Source organism: Bradyrhizobium sp. CCGB01 (genome assembly GCF_024199795.1).
Lineage (GTDB): Bacteria > Pseudomonadota > Alphaproteobacteria > Rhizobiales > Xanthobacteraceae > Bradyrhizobium.
Genome location: NZ_JANADK010000001.1, coordinates 2,287,547 through 2,308,732, shown reverse-complemented (window position 1 = coordinate 2,308,732; position 21,186 = coordinate 2,287,547). Strand labels below are relative to the sequence as shown.

The window sequence follows — 21,186 nt, the reverse complement described above, 5'->3', positions numbered from 1 at the left end:
GGTGGCCCAACGGCGGGCTGGCCATGGAAAATCTGACGCACTACCCTCTTTTGTTGTTCGCGGTTTCTTTCGTAGCGCTATCTGCCGTCGCAGTGGCGGGCTCCTGGTTGCGCCGGCGCAATCCTGACACCGACCACGAACACAACGAGCATCTCAATGTCATCCTTGGGGCCACCCTGACGCTGCTCGGCCTGATCATCGGCTTCAGTTTTTCCATGGCGATCAATCGCTATGACCAGCGCAAGCATTTCGAGGAGGCGGAAGCCAACGCGATCGGAACCGAAATGTTGCGCGCCGACTTGCTGCCATCCGCCAGTGCCGCAAACGTTCGCAAGATTCTTGCGGAATACACCCGCCTACGGATCGAGTTCTATCTCAACAAGGACGATGATCAGCGCAATCGGATCGACGAGCGGACGGCCCAGTTGCAGGCCGATCTCTGGTCTGCGGTCCGCACGTCGGCGTCGGCTCAGCCAACGCCGGTCGAGGCGCTGGCACTTGCCGGCATGAACGACGTGATCAATTCGCAAGGCTATACGCAGGCCGCATTCTGGAACCGGATCCCCATCGCCGCGTGGTATCTCATGGCGGTCATGGCGTTATGCTCCAACGCGCTAATGGGCTATCGATCGCGAAGCGCCAAAAGCGGGGCATGGCTGGTGTTCGTCCTGCCTTTGATCTTCTCCTTTGCCTTCCTCCTGATCGCCGACATCGATGCTCCGCGGCACGGCTTGATTGAGGTGCGGCCGCAGAACCTGGAAAGCCTGGCGAAGTCCATTGGTGGTTAAGTCCACGTCATCGGCGTCCACACATGACCCTGCCTGCGAAGTCCGGGTGGAGGCGGCGGATCGAAGCACTGGTGATGGTGCGGGGACTCTCGATCCGGAGGCCGCACCCTCACCCAGTCGTGATGCCCGACATGGATTGCAAACTTCGAAAAAAATCGCAGTCCGTCGTGAAACAGGCGGCGCGTTGGCGAACCGCCTGGGTTGGCATGGATCGCCTATTGGCAGAGATGCAGGAGACCGTCAGCACCCTTGAAGTAGGTGCCGGGCCGGCAGACGATGCCGTTGCGGGCAGCATACGTATTCCAGTTGCCGTGCCAGCCCATCTCGCCGGACGACATGGCGTAGGAATTGCCCCAGTTGCCAACGGTAGCGGCCGGCGCCACCGGCTGCCGATATGCCGTTCGCGGAGTTGATTGCCGATATCGATAGTTGCCGGTGGGGGTGCTCCCGGTTCCAAGACCCGTGCAGGTCGCGAATTCAGCTTGGCATAAGTCAGGATTGGAAAGGGCCGCCTGCGCCAGTGCACCAGAGCTGGACAGGGCTGATGCCGCAATCACGATTGCGCCGAGAACTTTTAGGTTTGTCATGGCTTGCTCCATTGCAACAAGCCCCCCTACCGATCGACCCTCGCTAAAGAGTCGCAGCATTGATCTAGATCAAACCTCCGCGTTGGTCCGGTTGTGGGCCCTTATCCGACCCGCCAGGGCGAACCGAATCTGACCGCTCCCGCGGGCGGACCTGTCGCATGAGTACACGCCTCTCAGACCGCATCCGCCCGCACCAACGTGTCCACGGTGATGGTACCGCGGGCGCGCGAGACGCAGGCGCAGATCTTCTGGTTGCTCTGCTTCTGGTGATCGCTGAAGAAGACGTCGCGATGGTCGATCTCGCCGTCGACCTCGACCACGTCGATGGCGCACAGGCCGCATTCGCCGCGCTTGCAATCGTACATCACGTCGTGGCCGCTCGCATTGAGCACATCCAGCATCGAGCGCTCGCGCGGGATTTCGAGCTCGACATTGGTATCCTTCAGGCGCACGCGAAACGTTTCGGTAGGCAGCGTCCCGCTGGAGCCGAAAGTCTCGTAGCGGAGATCGGGAAGCGGATGGCCGGCGCCGATCCAGGCGTGGCGTGCGGCATCCAGCATCCGCATCGGGCCGCAGAACAGCGTCAGTGCACCTTGCGGCAATGACGCGAACAGCGCATCGAGATCGAGCCGCTCGCCTTCGTCGCTGGCGTGAACGACCAGGCGATCGCCGAGCGCATCCGTGAGATCGTCGAGATAGGCCGCCTCAGAGCGCGAGCGCACCGCATAATGCAGCGTCACATTCGCGCCGCGGCGGGCCAGCGCCTGTGCGGCACCGAGGATCGGCGTGATGCCAATACCGCCGGCGATCAGGCAATAGTTTTCACGCGCCCAATCCACCGCAAGCAGCGAGGCGGGCTGCGTGATGTCGAGCCGCGCGCCTGGCTTGAGCTGCCACATGTAGCGCGAGCCGCCGCGGGAATCCTCGGCGCGACGCACCACGATCCGCAAGCCGCGCGGGGCTACCTCGCCGACCAGCGAATAGGACCGCGTCTCCGGCAGGCCGTCGATGGTCACGCTGACATTGATGTGGCTGCCGACCGGATAGGCGGCGCCGTCGAACTGATCCGGCAGGATCAGGAATTCGCGGATGCCCGGCGCGAGATCGCGCGTCGAGACGAGCGTCGCCGGTATCCAGGTTTCGATGAAGCGCATGGCACTCCCCTAGTCGGTTGCGGTCTTGATCAGCGCGAGCGCCGGCAAGAGGTCGAGATGGGTCCGGTTGCGCAGCGCGAGCCGCAAATTGCGCACTGCGAGCCGCGCGTGCTCGCGCATCACCGCTTCGGCGCGGGCGCCTTCGCGATTCTCGATCGCGTCGATCACGACGCGATGATGCTCCTGGCCGATGATCAGGATCTGCTGTGCCTCGGGCAATGCCGACTGCGCCATCACAAAACCGCTTGGCGAGGCGAACGGCAGCGCCGAGGCACGATCGATCTGCCGTATCAAAGGCGGGCTGCGCGACAATTCCGTCAGAAGCGCGTGGAAGCGCGCGTTCAGCGTGACATAGGACGAGAAGGCCTCGATCGAGATCGGCACCTGGCGCAGCAGCTCGTCGATCGCGGCAAGGCATTCCTTCAATGGCTCGAGCTCGCGCGCGGAGACGCCGCGCTCGGCGGCGAACCGGGCGGCCAGCCCCTCCAGCGTGCCGCGCAGCTCGATGGAATCGGAAATGTCGCGCTCGGAAAATGCCTTCACCATGAAGCCGCCGGAGGGGATCGCCTCCAGCAGGCCCTCCTCCTCCAGCCGCACCAGCGCCATGCGCACCGGCGTGCGCGAGGCGCCGGTGGTTTCCACCGCCTGCAGCTCGGAGATGCGCTCACCCGGGCGCAACGCCCCCGACAGGAGCTGGTCGCGCAACGCGAGCTGCGCCTTCACGGTCTGCGAGACGGAGCGGTCGACCTCGCGTTCGGCCATATCAGCTTACTCCGCAGCCTGGAGGTGCTGCGGCGGGTTTTCCTTCGCCACCATCCTGTCGATCAGCTTGCGCGTCCACATCGCGCCGGCGTCGATGTTGAGATTGTAGAAGATGCGATCGGGGTTCTCGTCCATCGCACGCTGCTGCGCTTCGAGGATCAGCTCGTCCTCGTGGAAGATGCCGGAGACACCCTCGCGGATCTCGGTGGTGATGCGCTGCTCGCCGAGCTGATAGTTGCGCACGAAGGCCCAGAAATAGTGGCAGGTCTTCTCGGTCTCCGGCGTGATGGTGTTGAGCACGAAGCCGTTGACGCCCTGCGAGCGGTCGCCTTCCGGCGCGCCGGTGCCTGTCGGCGCCACGCCGACGTCGATCGCGATGGTGCACGGCGCTTCGAACCGGATGATCTGCCAGCGGTCGACGAGGCCGGGCTTGCCGAGTTGCTTGGCCCAGAACGGCGGCGCCTCGATGCCGCGCATCCAGCGCGTCACCGTCACCGTCTTCTCGCCATGGGTGACGTCGAACGGCGCTTCGGCGACCGCGTCGTTCCCGATCGAGGAGCCGTGCACGAAGGTTTCGTGGGTGAGGTCCATGAGATTGTCGAGCACGAGGCGGTAGTCGCAATTGACGTGGATGGTCTTGCCATCGCCGGCCCAGGCCGGATCGTGATTCCAGTGCATGTCAGGGACGAGCGCGGGATCGGCGAGCGCAGGGTCGCCCATCCAGAGCCAGATGTAGCGATGACGTTCGACCACGGGATAGGCGCGCACGCAGGCCGACGGATTGATGGTCTCCTGCGAGGGCATGAAGGTGCAGCGTCCCTGCGAATTGTACTTCAGGCCGTGATAGCCGCAGACGACGGTGTCGCCTTCGAGCCGGCCCTTGGACAGCGGCACCAGGCGGTGCCAGCAGGCATCCTCCAGCGCGGCCACCGAGCCATCGGCCTTGCGGTACATCACGACATGCTTGCCACAGATCGTCCGCGGCAAGAGCGCCGGCTTGACGTCAGCGTCCCAGGCGGCGGCGTACCAGGCGTTCATCGGGAAGGGTTTTGTCACCGGCGATCTCCCAAGGCTTATGTATGCGTTATGTATACAATAGCAGCGGGATAGAATCGTTCAAGGTCGAAAGACGTGTATTATAATACCTATATGTGATCTAATGTATACAAACCTAACCGCAGGTCATTCCCCGCGAAGGCGGGGAATCCAGTACGCCGCGGCAGACATTGGGTTCACACAAGCAGGGCCGCGGAGTACTGGATCACCCGCTTTCGCGGGTGATGACAGCTCAGGATACGGCTAGCCCTCCCCGAGCCCTCCCTTGCAGGACCAGTCTGAGAAGAGGCGCTTGCCTCGACGCCTTACGCCCCGAAAACCCTCGCCAGCCCGGCCTGGGCCTCTTCCTGAATCCGCTTCAGATGCTCGGTGCTCCGAAAACTCTCGGCGTAGATCTTGTAGACATCCTCCGTCCCGGAGGGCCTTGCGGCAAACCAGCCGAAATCGGTTTCGACCTTGATGCCACCGAACGGCTGGCCGTTGCCCGGCGCCTTGCTCAGGGTTGAGCGAACCGGATCGCCGGCGAGATCCTTCAGGCCGAGCTGCTCGGGCGTGACGGATTTCAGGATGTTCTTCTGCGGCGTCGTGGCCGCGACGTCGATGCGCGCGTAGTGGGGCACGCCGAGCTCGGCGGTGAGATCATTGAAGAACTGGCTGGGATCGCGGCCGGTCTTCGCCATGATCTCGGCTGCGAGCAGGCCGAGGATGATGCCGTCCTTGTCGGTGGTCCACACCGTGCCGTCGCGGCGCAGGAACGAGGCCCCTGCACTCTCCTCGCCGCCGAAACCGAAGCTGCCGCTGACGAGTCCGTCGACGAACCATTTGAAGCCGACCGGCGTCTCGACCAGCTTGCGGCCGAGCTTCTTGGCGACGCGGTCGATGATCGAGCTCGACACCACGGTCTTGCCGATCGCGGCATCCTTGCCCCAGTCCGGGCGGTGCGCGAACAGATAGGCGATCGCGGTCGCAAGATAATGGTTCGGATTCATCAATCCGTTGCTCCGCGTCACGATGCCGTGGCGGTCGGCATCGGTGTCGTTGGCAAAGGCGACGTCGAAGCGGTCGCGCATCGCGATCAGGCTCGCCATCGCGTAAGGCGAAGAGCAATCCATGCGGATCTTGCCGTCCCAGTCCACCGTCATGAAACGGAAGGTCGGGTCGATCGCCTCGTTCACGACGGTGGCCTTCAGGCCGTAACGCTCGATGATCGGATGCCAGTAATGCACGGCGGCGCCGCCGAGCGGATCGATGCCGATATTGATGCCGGCGGATTTGACGAGATCGAGATCGACGACATTGCCGAGATCGGCGACGTAGGGCGTGATGAAGTCGTAGGCGTGGACGTTCGATGATTTGCGTGCCTTGGCATAATCGATGCGCTTCACATCCTTCAGGCCGTCGGCGAGATAGGCATTGGCGCGCTTCTCGATCACGGAGGTCGCATCGGTGTCGGCCGGCCCGCCATGCGGCGGATTGTATTTGTAGCCGCCGTCTTCGGGGGGATTGTGCGAGGGCGTCACGACGACGCCGTCCGCAAGGCCGCTACTGCGGCCCTTGTTGTAGGTCAGGATCGCGTGCGAGATCACCGGCGTCGGCGTGTAGCCGCCGTCCTTGTCGATCATGATGTCGACGCCGTTGGCCGCGAACACCTCGATGGCGCTGACCAGCGCCGGCTCGGCCAGCGCATGGGTGTCGATGCCGATGAAGAGCGGGCCGGTCAGGCCCTTTTCCCGCCGGTAGTCGCAAATTGCCTGCGTGGTCGCGAGGATGTGGCCCTCGTTGAAGCTGTTCTTGAACGAGGTGCCGCGATGGCCGGAGGTGCCGAACGCCACCCGCTGCGCGGGATCGCCGACATCGGGCTTGCCGGCGAAATAGGCCGTCACCAGCCGCGGAACGTTGGTGAGCGCGTCCGGCGAGACAAGCTTGCCCGCCGCGGGATGAACATCAGCCACTGAAATATCCTCGTCCTGTCGTCCAGAGATTGCGGAGCAGCATAGCATCGGGCAGCCCCCCGCCAAGAGCACAACACGCGCGACGGGCTGGCCGTTCCTGAGATCATGCTATGGTCTTTCAGATCGGGGCTTTTTCGAGTCGGGGCATGACGTTGTTTCACAGGCTCTTGGTTCTTCTGATGGCCTGGCTTGCGACGGCCGGCATCGCGCCCAATGCGATGGCCGCGGAGTTCTACACGGAAGACCTGCGCATTCCGATGACGGAGGCCGGGCCGCAGGGGCTGGAGGCCTTTCTGGTCCGGCCGGCCGGAACGAAGCGCTATCCGCTCGCGCTGCTCAGCCACGGCTCGCCGCGCAAGTTCGAGGACCGCGCGACCATGTCGGCGCATAAATATTATGGCATCGCGCTGGAATACGCCCGGCGCGGTTTTGCCGCGCTGATCGTGATGCGGCGCGGCTATGGCACCTCGCCCGGCGGGCGCGTCGACAGCGTCGGTGGTTGCGCGAATGCCGCCTATCTGCCGGCGGCGGCGGTCGCTGTCGCGGACTTGCGCGCGGCGATCGACGCCATGGGACGCAGGGCCGACGTCACGACATCGGGCATGATCGCGGCCGGCCATTCCGCCGGCGGGCTCGCCACCGTCGCCCTGACCGCGCAGGCGCCCGCAGGTCTCGTCGCCGCGATCAGCTTTGCCGGCGGCCGCGGCTCGCGGGATGACGACGACGTCTGCAATGAGGATGGGCTGGCGCAGGCATTTGCCACCTTCGGCAAGACGTCACGCGTGCCGATGCTGTGGGTCTATGCGAGCAACGATTCATTCTTCGGTCCCGATCTCGCGCGCCGCCTCTATGGCGGATTTCGCGGCAACGGCGGTAACGCGAAATTCATCGCGGCGCCGCCCTACGGCGACGACGGCCACTATCTCTATTCGGTGGTGGGCCGGCCGCAATGGACGCCGTATCTCGACGCCTTCCTGCGCGAGCGCGGGCTCGGCCACGACATGTTGAGCCCGCCCGATCCACTGCCGCCGCCGAGCCAGCTCAACGAGGCCGCGCGCGCCGAATTCTCGCGCTATCTCGCCAGCACCATGCCGCACAAGGCTTTTGCGGTGTCGCCGAACGGCGGTTACGGCTGGCGCTCGGGGCGCACCACGGTCGACGACGCCCGGCGCGACTCGCTTGGCGCCTGCATGAAATGGTCGCCGACCTGCACGCTGTATGCGGTCGATGACCGGCTGGCCGGGGCCGCGCAAAGGGCATCGACGGACCATAGCGCCCGCGCGCGATAGGCGCGAGGGCGATCGGATCTTCGAACGATGGGGCTAGAGCCGTTCGCTGAGCGCGAGCTTGTAGCCGACGCCGGTGACGGTCGCGATCACGGGCGTGCCGCTGCCGACGAGCTTGCGGCGCAGCCGCGCCACCAGCGCATCGACCGTGCGGATGTCGACCTCGGCCTGGCGGTTGCTGACGACCTCGATCAGATAGTCGCGGCTGAGCGGCCGGCCGTCGGCGCCGACCAGCGCCGCCAGCAGATCGAACTCGGCGCGCGTCAAAGCCACCGGCTTGCCGTCGCTGCCGAGCAGCTCGCGCCGCGTCAGGTCGATGATCCAGTCGCCGAAGGCGATCGAATTGTGGTTGCGCGCCGCCTTGCGGTCGATCGAGCGCCGCCGCAGCACGCTGCGCGCGCGCGCGAGCAGGTCGCGCAGATTGATCGGCTTGGTCACGTAATGGTCGCCGGCGATCTCGAGGCCGAGGATGCGATCGACGTCGGTGTCGCGGCGCGTCACGAAGATGATGCCCGCATTGCTGGTCGCCTGGATCTCCTTGGCGAGCTCGAAGCCGTCGCCATCTGGCAACTGCACGTCGAGAAAAACGAGATCGGTGCGCGAGCGCAGCGCCTGGCGGCATTCCGCGCAGGAGCCGGCGCCGACCACGTCGAAATTGTTCTCGTTGAAATAGCCGACCAGCATCGTCCGCGTCACGGGATCGTCTTCGACGACGATCAGCCGCTCGCGGCCGGCAGGCCTTGCTTCCTGACGCGCGGAATCAGACACGTTGTTGGATATCCTGTGTGCTTGCGGGCCGGCTTGAAAACCCAAGTCGTCGCGCAGCGCACCGTCATGTGAACGTACATTCACGACTTATTCGAGCCCCCGAAATTGCCTGCCGGATACTAGGCGTGTTGTGCAGCCCGAACAATATTGGTCATGATCTTGGCACATTAAGTATGAATTGGCCCACAATTCTCATCGCGCGCATCATCATGCTGGCGTGGTCCGGGCGAGCGCCGGCCGGGCCCCTCGGCACCCCCGATCCCGCACATTCGGTTCCGGACTCAACCGCTGGTTAACGTAAAGAGAGTCTTCGGCTACGGAAAATCCGGCCGTGCCTCTATGGTCCCGATTGCAAATGCGAAACCACGGAGCAGGCGCGATGCATGGGCAGGCCCGGTTGGCTGCCGGACGAACCGACCAGGGCGTAACGCCCTTCGGCCGCTCGCACACGCTCGACGTGCTGCGCGGCCTCGCCATCGTCGGCGTGATGGCGATCCACGTTTCGCAATCCTTTCCGTCAAATATCCACGCCGTCGACTACGCCTTCATGTGCGGCTGGACCGGCGTCAACGTGTTCTACTTCGTCAGCGCCATGACGATGTGCCTGATGTGGACGCAGCGCACCGAAACCAGCCCGACGCGCAAATTCTACATCCGGCGCTTCCTGCGCATCGCGCCGCTGTTCTGGCTCGCGATCCCGGTCTACCTCCTCCTCAACGGTACGGGTCCGAGCTACAACGCGCCCAACGGCATCGGGCCGCTGCAGGTGATCCTGACGGCGACGTTCCTGCACGGCTTCTGGCCGGACAGCATCAACAGCGTCGTGCCGGGCGACTGGTCGATCGCGGCGGAGATGATTTTCTATCTCGTCTTCCCGTTCGTGATCACGGCGTTCGGGTCGCGACGCCATCTCTATCTCGCGCTCGCGATCGTGCTGCATCTCGTCAATGTCTGCCTGTTCAAGCCGTTCGCCTTCGCGCTGTTCTCGGCCTATTACGGACCCGGCCACGAGACCTTCGTCTGGAATGCGCTGCACCTCAGCTTCCTGAACCAGTTGCCTGTCTTCCTCGTGGGATGCGCGCTGTTCTTCTCGCTGCGCGACGGCTTTGCGAAGTCGGACGCCGCGATCTTCGCGGTCTTCATCGCGCTGTCCTTCATCGCCGACCGCGCGACCGGTTCGCACGAATTCAACTATCTGATGATCAACCTCGTGCTCGGCGCGCTGGTTGCCGGCTGCATCAAGCTTGCGATCCGCTTCCAGCCGATCGAGGCGCTCGGCCGCAATTCCTACTCGATGTATTTGTCGCACTTCGCGGTGATCTACGGCCTGCGCCAGGTCTGGCCGCTGGCGGACGGGCTGGTCTCGCTGCTGATCGCCTATGCCGTCACCGCCGCGCTCAGCTACCTCGTCGCGCGCGCGACGTGGCATCTGATCGAACGGCATGCGCAGGACCTCGCGCATCGCCTGACGTCGGCGGGATCGGGCCGTTCGACCATCCGGCCGACCGTCGCCGCCACGGCGACGAGCATGCATTAAGGCCCTGCTGCCGCAGCCTGACCCTGACGCGGCTTGCCTAGCCCGGGCCTTCGAATCTACTCTACGCGCCGAAATCTGCACGCTGGAGTAGGCCCATGGAAGTCATCCTGCTCGGCACAGGCGGCCCGCGTCCGGACCCGCGCCGCATGGCGACGACCACGCTGATCAGGCTCGGCGAGGAGAACATCCTGTTCGACGCCGGCCGCGGCGTCACGGTGCAGCTGAGCAAGGCCGGCGTACCGCTCAGCGCCATCAACACCGTCTTTCTCACCCATCACCACTTCGACCACATCGGCGACCTCTACGATGTAATGCTGAATTCTTGGATGTATGGGCGCAAGGACGAGCTGCGCATCTATGGGCCGCCCGATACCGAGCGGCTCGTCAACACGCTGGTCACGCAGGTCTACGACAAGGACATCGCCTGGCGCGATCAGGGCGAGCCGACTTTTGGCGGCTGGAAGCCGGTGGCGGCGACGGACATCATTCCCGGCCCCGTTCTCGACACCGGCCGCTGGAAGATCAGCGCCGAGCTCGTCTCGCATGGTGACGGCCTCGACATGTCGCCGGCGTTCCTCGCACGCTGGATGTGTCTCGGCTACCGCTTCGAAGCGGAAGGCAAGGTCATTGCGATCTCCGGCGACACGGTCCCCTGCCCCGGTCTCGAGCGGCTGGCTGAGGGAGCCGACCTGCTGGTCCAGGTCTGCTTCCTCGCAACCCCGGAGATCAACAACGACCACTTCCGCCGGCTGGCGAAATACACGATCGCCTGCGGCGACACCGTCGGCAAGGTCGCGGCCAAGGCGGGCGTCAAGAAGCTCGCGCTGACCCATCACCGCCCCCGCACCGACGATAACATGCTCAATGCGCTGCTCGCGGATGTCAGGCAGGACTATTCGGGTCCCGTCGTGCTCGGCGAGGACCTCACGCGGATCGAGGTGTGAGAGCCGCGGAGGCCGGCCTCAGGACGACCCGACCTCGATCCGGTACGACAACTGCTCCTCCGCACCAGGTGCGATGTGCATCAGGCCCGGCTTGTCGCTGAATTCGCCGTCGAAGCCGGCGGGACTGGCATAGCCGCGCCAGGGCTCGATGCACAGAAACGGCGCGCCCGACGGCTTCGACCAGACACCGAGCTCGCGAAAGCCGCGCCATGACATCTTCAGCCAAGCTCCGGTGCCCTGCGTAGCGGCGTAACGCGCGGAACGGCTCTCGACTTTGTCGAAGATGATCGCGTCGTCGGCGAAGAGGCGTTCGGTCAAGGGCAACACCGTGCCGTTAACGGGACTTGGCTCCGCTGCCGCGCGCAGCAAGCCGCCGTCGAGACGGCGGACGGGAGACGGCTCTGCGTTCGCGAAGGTCAGCGCGTAGCTCTCCTTCGCCATTTCAGGCTGAAGCGGCCAGTTGAAAGCGGGATGGCCGCCGAGCGAGGCCGGCAATGTCTCGTTGCCGGTATTGGCGATCGTGAGCGAGAGATCGAGACCGGATTCATCGATCGTATAGGCAGCCGTCAGCCGGAATGCGAACGGATAGAGCGCCCGCGTTGCTTCGCTGTCTTCGAGCACCAGCGTGCAGCGGCTCGCGTCCCGCGCGCCCCACGCAAAGCGGCTGTCACGCGCAAAGCCGTGCTGGGTCATCCGATACGTCTTGCCCCGGTGCCGCAGCTCGTCATTGGCGAGACGCCCGACGATCGGAAACAACAGCGGTGCGTGGCGCGGCCAGGCCGGCCCCGCCTGCCAGACGAATTCGACGCCGCCGCCGTCCTTCAGCGAGCACAGCTCGGCGCCATGCGCCTTGATGGTCGCGGCGAGCCCGCCGCTCCGGATCGTGTGCGTGTCGTCGGTCATGACAATCTCCATGGCGGCAGCCGCGACCGGATCATATCGCATCAGAAACGATTTCGCTCGCCTCGCGATGAGACGGGCGAAGATCAGCTCGTCGCTGGCGCGGCGCTAGGCCTGGGACGACCGCCCGACGCTCTCATAGACGAAGCCGGCGGCTTCCATGTCTTCGGGACGGTAGATGTTGCGGAGGTCGACGACGATGGGCTGCGTCATGGTCGTCTTCAGCCGGTCAAGATCGAGCGCGCGGAACTGCACCCATTCGGTGACGATGACGAGCGCATCGGCACCTTCAGCGCAGGAATAGGCGTCCTCGCAATAAATGATGTTCGGCAGCTCGCCCTTGGCCTGCTCCATGCCGACGGGATCGAAGGCCTTGACCGTCGCGCCCATGTCGATCAGGCCGGTGACGAGCGGGATCGACGGCGCATCGCGCATGTCGTCGGTGTCGGGCTTGAAGGTGAGGCCGAGCACGGCGATGGTCTTGCCGCGCAAGCTACCGCCGAGCGCCTGGCCGACCTTGCGCGCCATCGCGCGCTTGCGGTTCTCGTTGACCGCCAGCACGGATTCGACGATGCGCAGCGAGACGTCGTAGTCCTGCGCGATCTTGATCAGCGCCTTGGTGTCCTTCGGGAAGCACGAGCCGCCGAAGCCCGGACCGGCATGCAGGAACTTGGTGCCGATGCGGTTGTCGAGGCCAATGCCGCGCGCGACCTCCTGGACGTTGGCGCCGACCTTTTCGGAGAGATCCGCGATCTCGTTGATGAAGGTGATCTTGGTCGCGAGGAACGCGTTCGCGGCGTATTTGATCATCTCGGCAGTGCGGCGCGCGGTGAACATCAGCGGTGCCTGGTTCAGCGACAGCGGGCGATAGACGTCGCCCATCACCTTGCGGCCGCGCTCGTCGGAGGTGCCGACCACGATGCGATCGGGATATTTGAAGTCGCGGATCGCCGCGCCCTCGCGCAGGAATTCGGGGTTCGAGGCGACGACGACATCGGCCGACGGATTGGCCTCGCGGATGATGCGCTCGACCTCGTCGCCGGTGCCGACCGGGACGGTCGACTTGGTCACGACCACGGTGAAGCCCGACAGCGACTGCGCGATCTCTTTCGCGGCGGCGTAGACATAGGACAGGTCGGCGTGGCCGTCACCGCGGCGCGACGGCGTGCCGACCGCGATGAAGACGGCGTCGGCGTCCGCGACCGGCTTCGACAGGTCGGTGGTGAAGTCGAGCCGCTTCGCCTTCACATTGGTCGCGACCAGCTCGTCGAGGCCGGGCTCGTAGATCGGGATCTCGCCGCGATGGAGCGCTGCGATCTTCTTCTCGTCCTTGTCGACGCAGGTGACGTCGTGACCGAAATCCGCAAAGCAGGCTCCGGACACCAGTCCCACATAGCCCGTTCCGATCATCGCGATTCGCATGAAAAACTCTTTCCGTTGAAGACGGATGTTCCACCGAACACCCTAGACCATTTCTCTATCCGGCCGCACGCCCAACATTAGGGCAGGTTGCGTCGCGTACCGAATAAACCTTAACCGCCGCGCGTGACAGGCGTTGCGGATGACTCCTGAAATACGCGACATGCAGTGGCTGCATTCTACGTATGCGACAGGTACGCTTCGTAAGCGCGCTTCAAGCCGTCCTCGAGCGAGGTCGTGGCGCGCCAGCCGAGCTTTGTGAGGCGGCTGACGTCGAGCAGCTTGCGCGGCGTGCCGTCGGGGCGCGAGGTGTCGAAGCCGATCTCGCCGCGGTAGCCGACGATGTCAGCCACGACACGCGCGAACTCGGCGATGGTGATGTCCTCGCCGGTGCCGATGTTGACGAGGCCGGCGCCGGAATAGGTCTTCATCAGGTGTACGCAGGCATCCGCCATGTCGTCGACATAGAGGAACTCGCGCCGCGGCGTGCCGGTGCCCCACACCGCGACACGCTGCGCGCCCGCGACCTTCGCCTCGTGGAAGCGGCGGATCAGCGCGGCGACGACGTGGCTCAGTTCCGGATGATAATTGTCGCCGGGGCCATAGAGATTGGTCGGCATCACGCTGATGAAGTCGCTGCCATACTGGCTGCGATAGGCCTCCGCCATCTTGATGCCGGCGATCTTGGCAATGGCATAAGGCTCGTTGGTCGGCTCCAGCGGGCCGGTCAGCACCGAATCCTCGCGCAGCGGCTGCGGCGCCAGTTTTGGATAGATGCAGGACGAGCCCAGGAACATCAGCTTCTCGGCGCCGTTCCGATGCGCCGCCTGGATCACGTTCGCCGCGATCGCGATGTTGTCGTAGATGAACTCGGCGCGCAGCGTGTCGTTGGCGACGATGCCGCCGACCTTGGCGGCGGCGAGGAAGATCACCTGCGGCCGCGTTGTCGCGAACCAGTCGAACACGGCGGCCTGGTTGCACAGATCGAGCTCGCGCCGGTCGACCGTGACGAGCTGCACGTCCTCCCGCGCCAGCCGACGCGCAATCGCGCTGCCGACCATGCCGCGATGGCCGGCGACGTAGACGGTCTTGCCGCTCAGCTCAAACGCTGCGCTTGCCACGGCCGGCGTCCCGTTTTGCCTCCGCCAGATCGCTGGCCATCATCTCCGCGACGAGCTCGGCAAAGCTGCGCTTCGGCTTCCAGCCGAGCTTGTCCCGCGCCTTGCTGGCATCGCCGACGAGGAGATCGACCTCGGTCGGACGGAAATAGGTCGGATCGATCCTCACCACCGTCTTGCCGCTCTTCGCATCGACGCCGGTCTCCTCGACGCCCATCCCGCGCCATTCGATGCGGCGGCCGACATGCGCAAAGGACAGCTCGACCATCTCGCGTACCGAGCGCATCTCGCCGGTGGCGAGCACGAAGTCGTCGGGCGTGTCGGCCTGGAGGATCATGTGCATGCCCTCGACATAGTCGCGCGCATGGCCCCAGTCGCGCTTGGCCGAGAGATTGCCGAGATAAAGCGTGTCCTCGAGCCCGACCTCGATGCGCGCGACGCCGCGCGTGATCTTGCGGGTGACGAAGGTCTCGCCGCGGATCGGGCTCTCATGGTTGAACAGGATGCCGTTGCTTGCGAACATGCCGTAGGCCTCGCGGTAGTTCACCGTGATCCAGTAGCCGTAGAGCTTTGCGACGCCGTAGGGCGAGCGCGGATAGAACGGCGTGGTCTCCTTCTGCGGGATCTCCTGCACGAGGCCGTAGAGCTCGGAGGTCGAGGCCTGGTAGAACCGCGTCTCTTTCTCCATGCCGAGGATGCGGATCGCTTCCAGGAGGCGCAGCACGCCGATGGCGTCGGCATTGGCGGTGTATTCCGGGCTCTCGAAGCTGACGGCGACGTGGCTCTGGGCCGCCAGATTGTAGATCTCGGTCGGCCGGATCTGCTGCACCAGGCGGATCAAATTGGTCGAGTCCGTCATGTCGCCATAGTGCATCAGGAACGGCACGTTGCCGACATGCGGGTCCTGGTAGAGATGGTCGACCCGCGCGGTGTTGAACGAGGACGAGCGCCGCTTGATGCCGTGCACGACATAGCCGAGCGACAGCAGATATTCGGCGAGATAGGCGCCGTCCTGACCGGTAACGCCGGTGATGAGAGCGATCCGCTCAGCCATGATCCGCTCAGCTTTGGGCCTGCGCCTGGTTCCGGGTCAAAGAGATTCAGAGGACGGGATAACCACCGTTCGCGCCCGCTGACAAGGTCGCCGGCGGCCAAAAGCGCAAGAACCGGCACAAGAACCGGCGTTCCCGACCGGCGCGCGGTGCCGCCGATCGCAGGATCAGACGCCGTGGTACTCTCGATACCATTCGACGAAGCGGCCAAGGCCGTCCGCGATTGACGTCGACGGCGAGAAACCGACATCGCGCTGGAGCGCCGAAATATCGGCGCGCGTCTCCAGGACGTCGCCGGCCTGCATCGGCAGCAGCTTGCGGATCGCGGGCTTGCCGATGATCTTCTCGAGCGTCTCGACGAACTCGATCAGGTTGACCGACCTGTTGTTGCCGATGTTGTAGACGCGATACGGCGCATAGCTCGTCGAGTTTTCCGGCTGCTCGGCCTTCCACGCGGGATTCCGCGTCGCGGGCCGATCGAGCGTGCGGATCACGCCTTCGACGATGTCGTCGACATAGGTGAAGTCGCGCCACATGTCGCCATTATTGAAAATCTTGATCGGCTCATTCGCGAAGATCGCACGCGTGAACAGATAGGCGGCCATGTCGGGCCGGCCCCACGGGCCGTAGACGGTGAAGAAGCGAAGCCCGGTCACCGGCAGCTTGTGAACATGCGCGAACGTATGCGCCATCAGTTCGTTGGCCTTCTTGCTCGCGGCATAAAGGCTGACCGGATGGTTCACCGAGTGCTCGGTCGAATACGGCAAGGTGCGGTTGGCGCCATACACCGAGCTCGACGAGGCGTAGACCAGATGCGCCAGGCCATGGCGCCGGCCGGCTTCGAGCACGGTGACAAAGCCGTCACAATTGGCGCGGATGCTGGTGATGGGATCGTCGATCGACGCGCGCACGCCGGGCTGCGCTGCCAGATGCACGACGCGATCGGGCGAGACCTCGTCGAAGACGCGCGTCACGGCGTCGAAATCCGAGAGATCGATCTCGTAGAATTTGAACCCTGGATGGTGCTCGAGCGTTGCGAGACGCGCACGCTTCAGCGCGGGATCGTAATACGGAGTGAATGCGTCGATGCCAACGACCTGCTCGCCACGTGCCAACAGTCGTTCACAAACATGCATTCCGATAAAGCCGGCAGCGCCGGTCACGATCACTGGCCGCAAAGTTGTCATCTCGTTCATTCCGCGAAGCATTGCCAGACCAGGACATGAGAGGCAAGGTTTGGACAGTCACGACAATCATCAAATCACTCGGCCCATGTAAGCGCATCGAAATGTGTAGGAAACATGATGGCGTCATGCATCACCGCATGCTATCCGCCTGCGAGGATGCTCTGACGATAGCGCCCACTTGTGCTACACGTCATCGAACGCATATTCGGCGCGATGCCCAGTCTTGAGGCATTGTTCGCGCAACAGACACGCAACATCCCGCAAAGAAAAAGATCGACTTTGAAACTCTCCATCAACGGCAGGTTTTTGTCACAATCGCTAACGGGCGTGCAGCGCTACGCAGCCGAGATCGTCAAGGCGATGGACCGCTTGCTCGCGAGCGGAGAGGCTCCACAGCAACTGCTGGATGCAGAGTGGCAGATCCTGGCGCCGCCGAATGCGCAGACGCTTCCCGGTCTTCGCCGCATCACCATCAAGCAGGTCGGCTCATTGCAGGGGCACGCGTGGGACCAGATCGATCTGGCGCGCGCCGCGGCCGGCACGCGCCTCGTCAGCCTCGCCAATTCCGGTCCGGTTCTCCACCGCGACCATCTCGTCGTGATTCACGACGCGCAGGTTTTCCGGCGGCCGGACTTCTTCAGCTGGCGCTACCTCGCTTTGCATCGGACGCTCGGCCATCTGCTGGCGCGCACGGCAACGATCGCAACAGTTTCCGCGTTTTCGCGCAACGAACTTGCCGAGGTGCTGTCGCTGGATCCCGCCTCGATTCCCGTCATTGCCAACAGCGCAGAACATTTCGCGACCGTCGCGCCCGACTTTTCGATCATCGACAAGCTGCATCTCGCGCCCCATCAGTTCTTCCTTTTCGTCGGCTCGATGACGAAGAACAAGAATGTCGAGACCGCCATTCGTGCCGCCGAGCGGCTTGGCCGCGCCGAGTTTCCTCTGGTCGTGGTCGGAGGCGACAACAGCAAGGTGTTTGGTGGCGCTGCCGCGGAATCGAGGGCCGGCGTTGTCATCGCCGGGCGCCTGAAGGACGAGGAGATCGCGGCGCTGTTCTCCCGGGCCGCGGCGTTCGTGTTCCCGAGCCTTTACGAGGGATTCGGCGTGCCTCCTCTGGAGGCGATGTTCTTCGCCTGCCCGGTCATCGCGAGTTCCGCCGACGCCGTGCGCGAGACCTGCGACGATGCCGCCGTCTATTTCGATCCGCTCGACGCGGACGAGCTGTCGGCACGGATGCGCGAAAGAATCGCACTCGGCAGGATTTCGCCGGCGGAACAGGAGAAGCAGCGGCAGCGCCTGACGACATATTCCTGGGCCAAGTCCGCCGCAGCGATGCTCGAGTTCCTCGCCAAACCGGCGCCGCACACCGCACCCGGTCGCCCGAAACCATGATGCGGCCCAATTATTGCTGCCCAGGAGCGTTAGACGTGCGCCTGCAAGTTCCGGCGTCTTCAAGACAAGGAAGGAATGACCGTTGTCCAGCGGCCTGAAAATTCTGCATGTCGCCGAAACGGTCCGTGGCGGCATCGCGACCTACCTCAACGAGCTGCATCCGCATCAGAGCGCGAGCTTCGGCCGCGGGAACGTCAACTATGTCGTTCCCTCCGACCATCGCGGCGACCTGGTGAATATCGAGGACGACGCCGTCACCACGTTTCCGCGCGACGGCCGCAACGCGGTCGGCCTGTTTCGCATGCTGTTTGCGACCATGCGCGCGGTCCGGCAGCTTCAGCCCGACATCATCCATCTGCACTCGTCCTTCGCCGGGCTCGTGGTGCGCCCGGTGCTCTGGCTCACCTATCGGCGCTCGCGCATCGTCTATTGCCCGCACGGCTGGGCCTTCGGCCGCGAGACCGGCCGCCTCAGCCGCGAGGTCACGAAATTCACCGAGCTCGTGCTGTCGAAATTCACCCACCGCATCGTCTGCATCTCGGAAAGCGAGCAGGCCGATGCCAGGCAGGTCGGAATCGCGGCAAAGCGCCTCGCTCTTGTGCACAACGGGATTTCCAAGCAGCGCCCCGCGCTCGACAAGGGCGCGGCGCCGTGGCGGTCGGACAAGATCAAGGTCCTCTTCATCGGACGCCTCGACCGTCAAAAGGGCTACGATCTCCTGATCGAGGCGGCGCGCGCGCTCGGAGACAAGCTCGACGTGCGCCTCATCGGCGCCTCGGTCGTCAGCAAATTCCGCAGGAGCGACCTGCCCGCCAACGTCTCGTTTCTGGGCTGGATGAACCGCAACCAGATCGAGGCCGAACTCGACCAGGCCGACATGGTCGCCATACCCTCGCGCTGGGAGGCGTTTGGCCTGGTCGCGATCGAGGCGATGCGGGCGGCCAAGCCGATCATTGCCTTCCGCATCGGCGCCCTGCCGGAGATCGTCGAAGACAATGCGACGGGCGTGCTGTGCGACGAAGTCTCGGCCGAAAAGCTGGTTGAAGGTTTTCAGCGCGCAACCAGGCTGGACCTGGCTACGGTCGGCCGTGCCGGATATGAGCGCTTTGCCCGCCTCTACGACATCGAGCAGACCCACCGCACCCTCAGCCAGGTCTATGCCGACGTCCTGCATGTGCGGACGAGCGAATCCGGGCAGCAGGCGAAACTGCAGTCCGACATCCCGAACAATGTGCGATCGTAGCGATCGGCCGATCAGGCCATCCGCCGGGCATCGCCCTGCGCAAACTCGCCGTCATTCACGCGGTTGTCGGAGAAGGACCAAGCGATTGCGAACATGACCACCATCGCGCAAGTGAGAAAGCCGGCCGCAAACAGCAGTGATCCGGTGTGCAACATCGTCTTCGCCTTCCCTTTTGTTTGACCGACCACTAGCCGGATCGGGATTAGGAAGACCTTACGGACACCAGCGTGACGCCAGCTTCCAAATCTAAGCGTTAACGGAGGTGGAATCCCCTCGCAGAAATATTGGTCGAACGATCCGGCGAGACCACAGCCCGAACGCCACGTCCGTCGCAAGACGACGAAACCACAACGCAGGGTTAGCTCACGCTCGAATCCAACACTTGAAGTTTATCGCGATATCATCACGCGGCGACGCCGTCGCATGTGCAGCTTCATCGCCGCGCGCGGCTGACGCGAGATATCGCAGCCTCATTCGTGACATCGATCTGACACGCGCATGTCTAGTTTGCGAACTGCATAGAAAAAAGATACTCCGCACAAAAATTGGACAGTAATTCGCGCGTATATCGCGGTTCACAAGTTGCAATAAGGTCACAGGCATAAGTGCTTTACCATAAAGTCGAAGACGTAGCAGTGACTCCGCAGCACGGGATTTGTACGGTGATTCCGATTTTAGACGAGTACGAGGGAATGCCGGTGGCTAAGACCGAACGTTTTGATTTCGATTTCGGTATTAGCCGAATCCTTGCCGTTGCTGCGATCAGCGTCTCCTTGACGGGTTGCGGTAGCTTCATTCCATTAGACGCTCCTGATGCCGTCGCAACGCAAACAAATGCCGCGCTCATCACCGAGCCGACCGCGCCGCTTGCCTATGCCCTGATGCCGGTCAATCCGGCGATCCTGCAGGCGACCAACGCGTTCACGGACTCCTCCGGAATGGTGTTCTCCCGCCTCCCCGGCGGCAACTATCGCGACGTCACGATCGGCATCGGCGATATCGTCACCGTGACCGTCTACGAAGCGCAGGCGGGCGGCCTGTTCATTCCGCGCGAAGCCGGCGTGCGTCCGGGCAACTTCGTGGACATTCCGCGACAGCAGGTCGACCAGTCCGGCAACATCAACATCCCCTACGCCGGATCGATCAAGGTCGCAGGGCTGACGCCGCGCGCCGTTTCGAACATCATCCGCGAGCGTCTCAAGGACCGCGCCATCGATCCGCAGGCCGTCGTGAGCGTCGCCGAACAGCGCGGCAACCAGATCAGCGTGCTCGGCGAAGTCAACTCGCCGCTCCGCTTCCCGGTCGATCCGGGCGGGATTCGCCTGATGGGCGCGATCGCGCGCGCCGGCGGCCCGAAATATCCGTCCTACGAGAGCACGATCACGATCAAGCGCGAGGGCCGCACCTACAGCGAGACGATGTCCTCGGTGGTGCACAATCCCAACGAGGATGCGCTGCTCGCGCCGGGCGACGTGGTCTTCCTGACCCGCATTCCGCGCGTCTACATGGTGTTCGGTTCGACGCCGTCTCCGGGCTCGATCGGCGGCACCAACAATCGCCGCTTCTCGTTCGAGAACGACAACATGTCGCTGGCTGAAGCCATCGCGAAGGCGGGCGGCCTCGACGGCGCCCGTGCGGACTCCAAGTCCATCTACGTCTACCGTTTCGAGCCCAAGCCGCTGCTGGAGAAGATCGGCATCGCCGTATCCCAGTTCCCGACGAAGACCGTCCCCGCCGTCTACAAGTTCGACATGAGCAAGCCGGACGGCTGGTTCCAGGCGGATACGTTCAGGATGCGCGATCATGACGTGATTTCGGTGGCGGAATCGCCGTCGACCGAATTCATCAAGCTCATGCTCCCGTTGAACGCGGCAACCGCCAACGCGGACAACATCAGCTCGGTGGTCGTGAACTCCAAATAGCCCAACTCAGCGCGCTCAATGACGAGCGCGCAGACAAGGCGCCCCACCGCATTGGGGCCACAGAAGAGTATTAGCCTTGTCGGGTTGACGCGAGCAGGAGTGGACACGAGCGTGAC

The 21,186-nt window shown here is 64.0% G+C and carries 19 protein-coding genes; 7 read left to right on the top strand and 12 right to left on the bottom strand.

Features of this window, described 5'->3' with window-relative positions; genetic code table 11:
* Window positions 1-23 precede the first annotated feature (23 nt).
* Window positions 24-788 (top strand): hypothetical protein, encoded by a 765-nt coding sequence (locus NLM25_RS10365; protein WP_254136872.1) that lies wholly within the window; start codon window positions 24-26, stop codon window positions 786-788.
* 215 nt (window positions 789-1,003) lie between these two features.
* Here NLM25_RS10365 and NLM25_RS10360 read toward each other — a convergent pair whose 3' ends face one another.
* The 5 genes from NLM25_RS10360 to pgm all read right to left on the bottom strand — a co-directional run bounded on the left by NLM25_RS10360 (window position 1,004) and on the right by pgm (window position 6,299).
* Window positions 1,004-1,375 carry a hypothetical protein gene (locus NLM25_RS10360; protein WP_254136871.1) on the bottom strand — a complete coding sequence of 124 codons (372 nt, stop codon included), beginning with the start codon at window positions 1,373-1,375 and terminating at the stop codon, window positions 1,004-1,006.
* A gap of 173 nt (window positions 1,376-1,548) precedes the next feature.
* Entirely contained in the window at window positions 1,549-2,529 is a 981-nt protein-coding gene (locus tag NLM25_RS10355; protein ID WP_254136870.1) for a PDR/VanB family oxidoreductase, read from the bottom strand.
* Between the two features lie 9 nt (window positions 2,530-2,538).
* Window positions 2,539-3,291, bottom strand: a complete 753-nt coding sequence (locus NLM25_RS10350) for a GntR family transcriptional regulator (RefSeq protein ID WP_254136869.1) — start codon at window positions 3,289-3,291, stop codon at window positions 2,539-2,541.
* Between the two features lie 6 nt (window positions 3,292-3,297).
* Window positions 3,298-4,347, bottom strand: a complete 1,050-nt coding sequence (locus NLM25_RS10345; RefSeq protein WP_254136868.1) for a Rieske 2Fe-2S domain-containing protein — start codon at window positions 4,345-4,347, stop codon at window positions 3,298-3,300.
* Between the two features lie 305 nt (window positions 4,348-4,652).
* Window positions 4,653-6,299 (bottom strand): phosphoglucomutase (alpha-D-glucose-1,6-bisphosphate-dependent), encoded by a 1,647-nt coding sequence (gene pgm, locus NLM25_RS10340; RefSeq protein WP_254136867.1) that lies wholly within the window; start codon window positions 6,297-6,299, stop codon window positions 4,653-4,655.
* Between the two features lie 146 nt (window positions 6,300-6,445).
* Here pgm and NLM25_RS10335 point away from each other — a divergent pair, with 146 nt between their 5' ends.
* Window positions 6,446-7,588 (top strand): S9 family peptidase, encoded by a 1,143-nt coding sequence (locus NLM25_RS10335; RefSeq protein ID WP_254136866.1) that lies wholly within the window; start codon window positions 6,446-6,448, stop codon window positions 7,586-7,588.
* Window positions 7,589-7,621: 33 nt separating this feature from the next.
* On the opposite strand, the gene NLM25_RS10330 is transcribed toward NLM25_RS10335, so the two are convergent.
* Window positions 7,622-8,437 carry a response regulator gene (locus NLM25_RS10330; RefSeq protein ID WP_254136865.1) on the bottom strand — a complete coding sequence of 272 codons (816 nt, stop codon included), beginning with the start codon at window positions 8,435-8,437 and terminating at the stop codon, window positions 7,622-7,624.
* A 295-nt stretch (window positions 8,438-8,732) separates the two neighbouring features.
* On the opposite strand from NLM25_RS10330, the gene NLM25_RS10325 reads away from it, so the two are divergent.
* Window positions 8,733-9,890 (top strand): acyltransferase, encoded by a 1,158-nt coding sequence (locus tag NLM25_RS10325; RefSeq protein WP_254136864.1) that lies wholly within the window; start codon window positions 8,733-8,735, stop codon window positions 9,888-9,890.
* Between the two features lie 95 nt (window positions 9,891-9,985).
* The gene (locus tag NLM25_RS10320; RefSeq protein WP_254136863.1) at window positions 9,986-10,834 is read left to right on the top strand and encodes an MBL fold metallo-hydrolase; all 849 of its coding nucleotides are present in this window, start codon (window positions 9,986-9,988) and stop codon (window positions 10,832-10,834) included.
* Window positions 10,835-10,852: 18 nt separating this feature from the next.
* On the opposite strand, the gene NLM25_RS10315 is transcribed toward NLM25_RS10320, so the two are convergent.
* The 5 genes from NLM25_RS10315 to NLM25_RS10295 form a co-directional block, all read right to left on the bottom strand.
* Window positions 10,853-11,737 (bottom strand): aldose 1-epimerase family protein, encoded by an 885-nt coding sequence (locus NLM25_RS10315; RefSeq protein ID WP_254136862.1) that lies wholly within the window; start codon window positions 11,735-11,737, stop codon window positions 10,853-10,855.
* A gap of 105 nt (window positions 11,738-11,842) precedes the next feature.
* The gene (locus NLM25_RS10310; protein ID WP_254136861.1) at window positions 11,843-13,156 is read right to left on the bottom strand and encodes a UDP-glucose/GDP-mannose dehydrogenase family protein; all 1,314 of its coding nucleotides are present in this window, start codon (window positions 13,154-13,156) and stop codon (window positions 11,843-11,845) included.
* Between the two features lie 176 nt (window positions 13,157-13,332).
* The gene (locus tag NLM25_RS10305; protein WP_309143590.1) at window positions 13,333-14,274 is read right to left on the bottom strand and encodes a GDP-L-fucose synthase; all 942 of its coding nucleotides are present in this window, start codon (window positions 14,272-14,274) and stop codon (window positions 13,333-13,335) included.
* Window positions 14,255-15,325 (bottom strand): GDP-mannose 4,6-dehydratase, encoded by a 1,071-nt coding sequence (gmd, locus tag NLM25_RS10300; RefSeq protein ID WP_254136860.1) that lies wholly within the window; start codon window positions 15,323-15,325, stop codon window positions 14,255-14,257. Before gmd ends, NLM25_RS10305 begins: the two co-directional genes overlap by 20 nt.
* 165 nt (window positions 15,326-15,490) lie before the next feature.
* Window positions 15,491-16,510, bottom strand: coding sequence for an NAD-dependent epimerase (locus tag NLM25_RS10295; RefSeq protein ID WP_254116777.1), 1,020 nt, complete (start codon window positions 16,508-16,510; stop codon window positions 15,491-15,493).
* Window positions 16,511-16,789: 279 nt separating this feature from the next.
* Here NLM25_RS10295 and NLM25_RS10290 point away from each other — a divergent pair, with 279 nt between their 5' ends.
* Together NLM25_RS10290 and NLM25_RS10285 are read left to right on the top strand one after the other, a co-directional pair.
* Entirely contained in the window at window positions 16,790-17,905 is a 1,116-nt protein-coding gene (locus NLM25_RS10290) for a glycosyltransferase family 1 protein (protein WP_254136859.1), read from the top strand.
* Window positions 17,906-17,987: 82 nt separating this feature from the next.
* Window positions 17,988-19,148 carry a glycosyltransferase gene (locus NLM25_RS10285; protein WP_254136858.1) on the top strand — a complete coding sequence of 387 codons (1,161 nt, stop codon included), beginning with the start codon at window positions 17,988-17,990 and terminating at the stop codon, window positions 19,146-19,148.
* A gap of 11 nt (window positions 19,149-19,159) precedes the next feature.
* Here the strand turns inward: NLM25_RS10285 and NLM25_RS10280 are convergent, their stop codons facing one another.
* Window positions 19,160-19,303, bottom strand: a complete 144-nt coding sequence (locus tag NLM25_RS10280; RefSeq protein WP_254116774.1) for a hypothetical protein — start codon at window positions 19,301-19,303, stop codon at window positions 19,160-19,162.
* A 537-nt stretch (window positions 19,304-19,840) separates the two neighbouring features.
* Between NLM25_RS10280 and NLM25_RS10275 the strand changes: the two genes are divergently transcribed.
* Window positions 19,841-21,070, top strand: a complete 1,230-nt coding sequence (locus tag NLM25_RS10275) for a polysaccharide biosynthesis/export family protein (protein ID WP_254136857.1) — start codon at window positions 19,841-19,843, stop codon at window positions 21,068-21,070.
* Window positions 21,071-21,186 lie beyond the last annotated feature (116 nt).

Bases quoted from the DNA above. Each gene is read 5' to 3' on its own strand.
- NLM25_RS10335 (WP_254136866.1), top strand. From the start codon at position 6,446: ATGACGTTGTTTCACAGGCTCTTGGTTCTTCTGATGGCCTGGCTTGCG.
- NLM25_RS10320 (WP_254136863.1), top strand. From the start codon at position 9,986: ATGGAAGTCATCCTGCTCGGCACAGGCGGCCCGCGTCCGGACCCGCGC.
- NLM25_RS10310 (WP_254136861.1), bottom strand. From the start codon at position 13,156: ATGCGAATCGCGATGATCGGAACGGGCTATGTGGGACTGGTGTCCGGA.
- NLM25_RS10295 (WP_254116777.1), bottom strand. From the start codon at position 16,510: ATGACAACTTTGCGGCCAGTGATCGTGACCGGCGCTGCCGGCTTTATC.
- NLM25_RS10325 (WP_254136864.1), top strand. From the start codon at position 8,733: ATGCATGGGCAGGCCCGGTTGGCTGCCGGACGAACCGACCAGGGCGTA.
- NLM25_RS10275 (WP_254136857.1), top strand. From the start codon at position 19,841: ATGCCGGTGGCTAAGACCGAACGTTTTGATTTCGATTTCGGTATTAGC.
- NLM25_RS10360 (WP_254136871.1), bottom strand. From the start codon at position 1,375: ATGACAAACCTAAAAGTTCTCGGCGCAATCGTGATTGCGGCATCAGCC.
- NLM25_RS10365 (WP_254136872.1), top strand. From the start codon at position 24: ATGGAAAATCTGACGCACTACCCTCTTTTGTTGTTCGCGGTTTCTTTC.
- NLM25_RS10315 (WP_254136862.1), bottom strand. From the start codon at position 11,737: ATGACCGACGACACGCACACGATCCGGAGCGGCGGGCTCGCCGCGACC.
- NLM25_RS10355 (WP_254136870.1), bottom strand. From the start codon at position 2,529: ATGCGCTTCATCGAAACCTGGATACCGGCGACGCTCGTCTCGACGCGC.
- NLM25_RS10350 (WP_254136869.1), bottom strand. From the start codon at position 3,291: ATGGCCGAACGCGAGGTCGACCGCTCCGTCTCGCAGACCGTGAAGGCG.
- gmd (WP_254136860.1), bottom strand. From the start codon at position 15,325: ATGGCTGAGCGGATCGCTCTCATCACCGGCGTTACCGGTCAGGACGGC.
- NLM25_RS10280 (WP_254116774.1), bottom strand. From the start codon at position 19,303: ATGTTGCACACCGGATCACTGCTGTTTGCGGCCGGCTTTCTCACTTGC.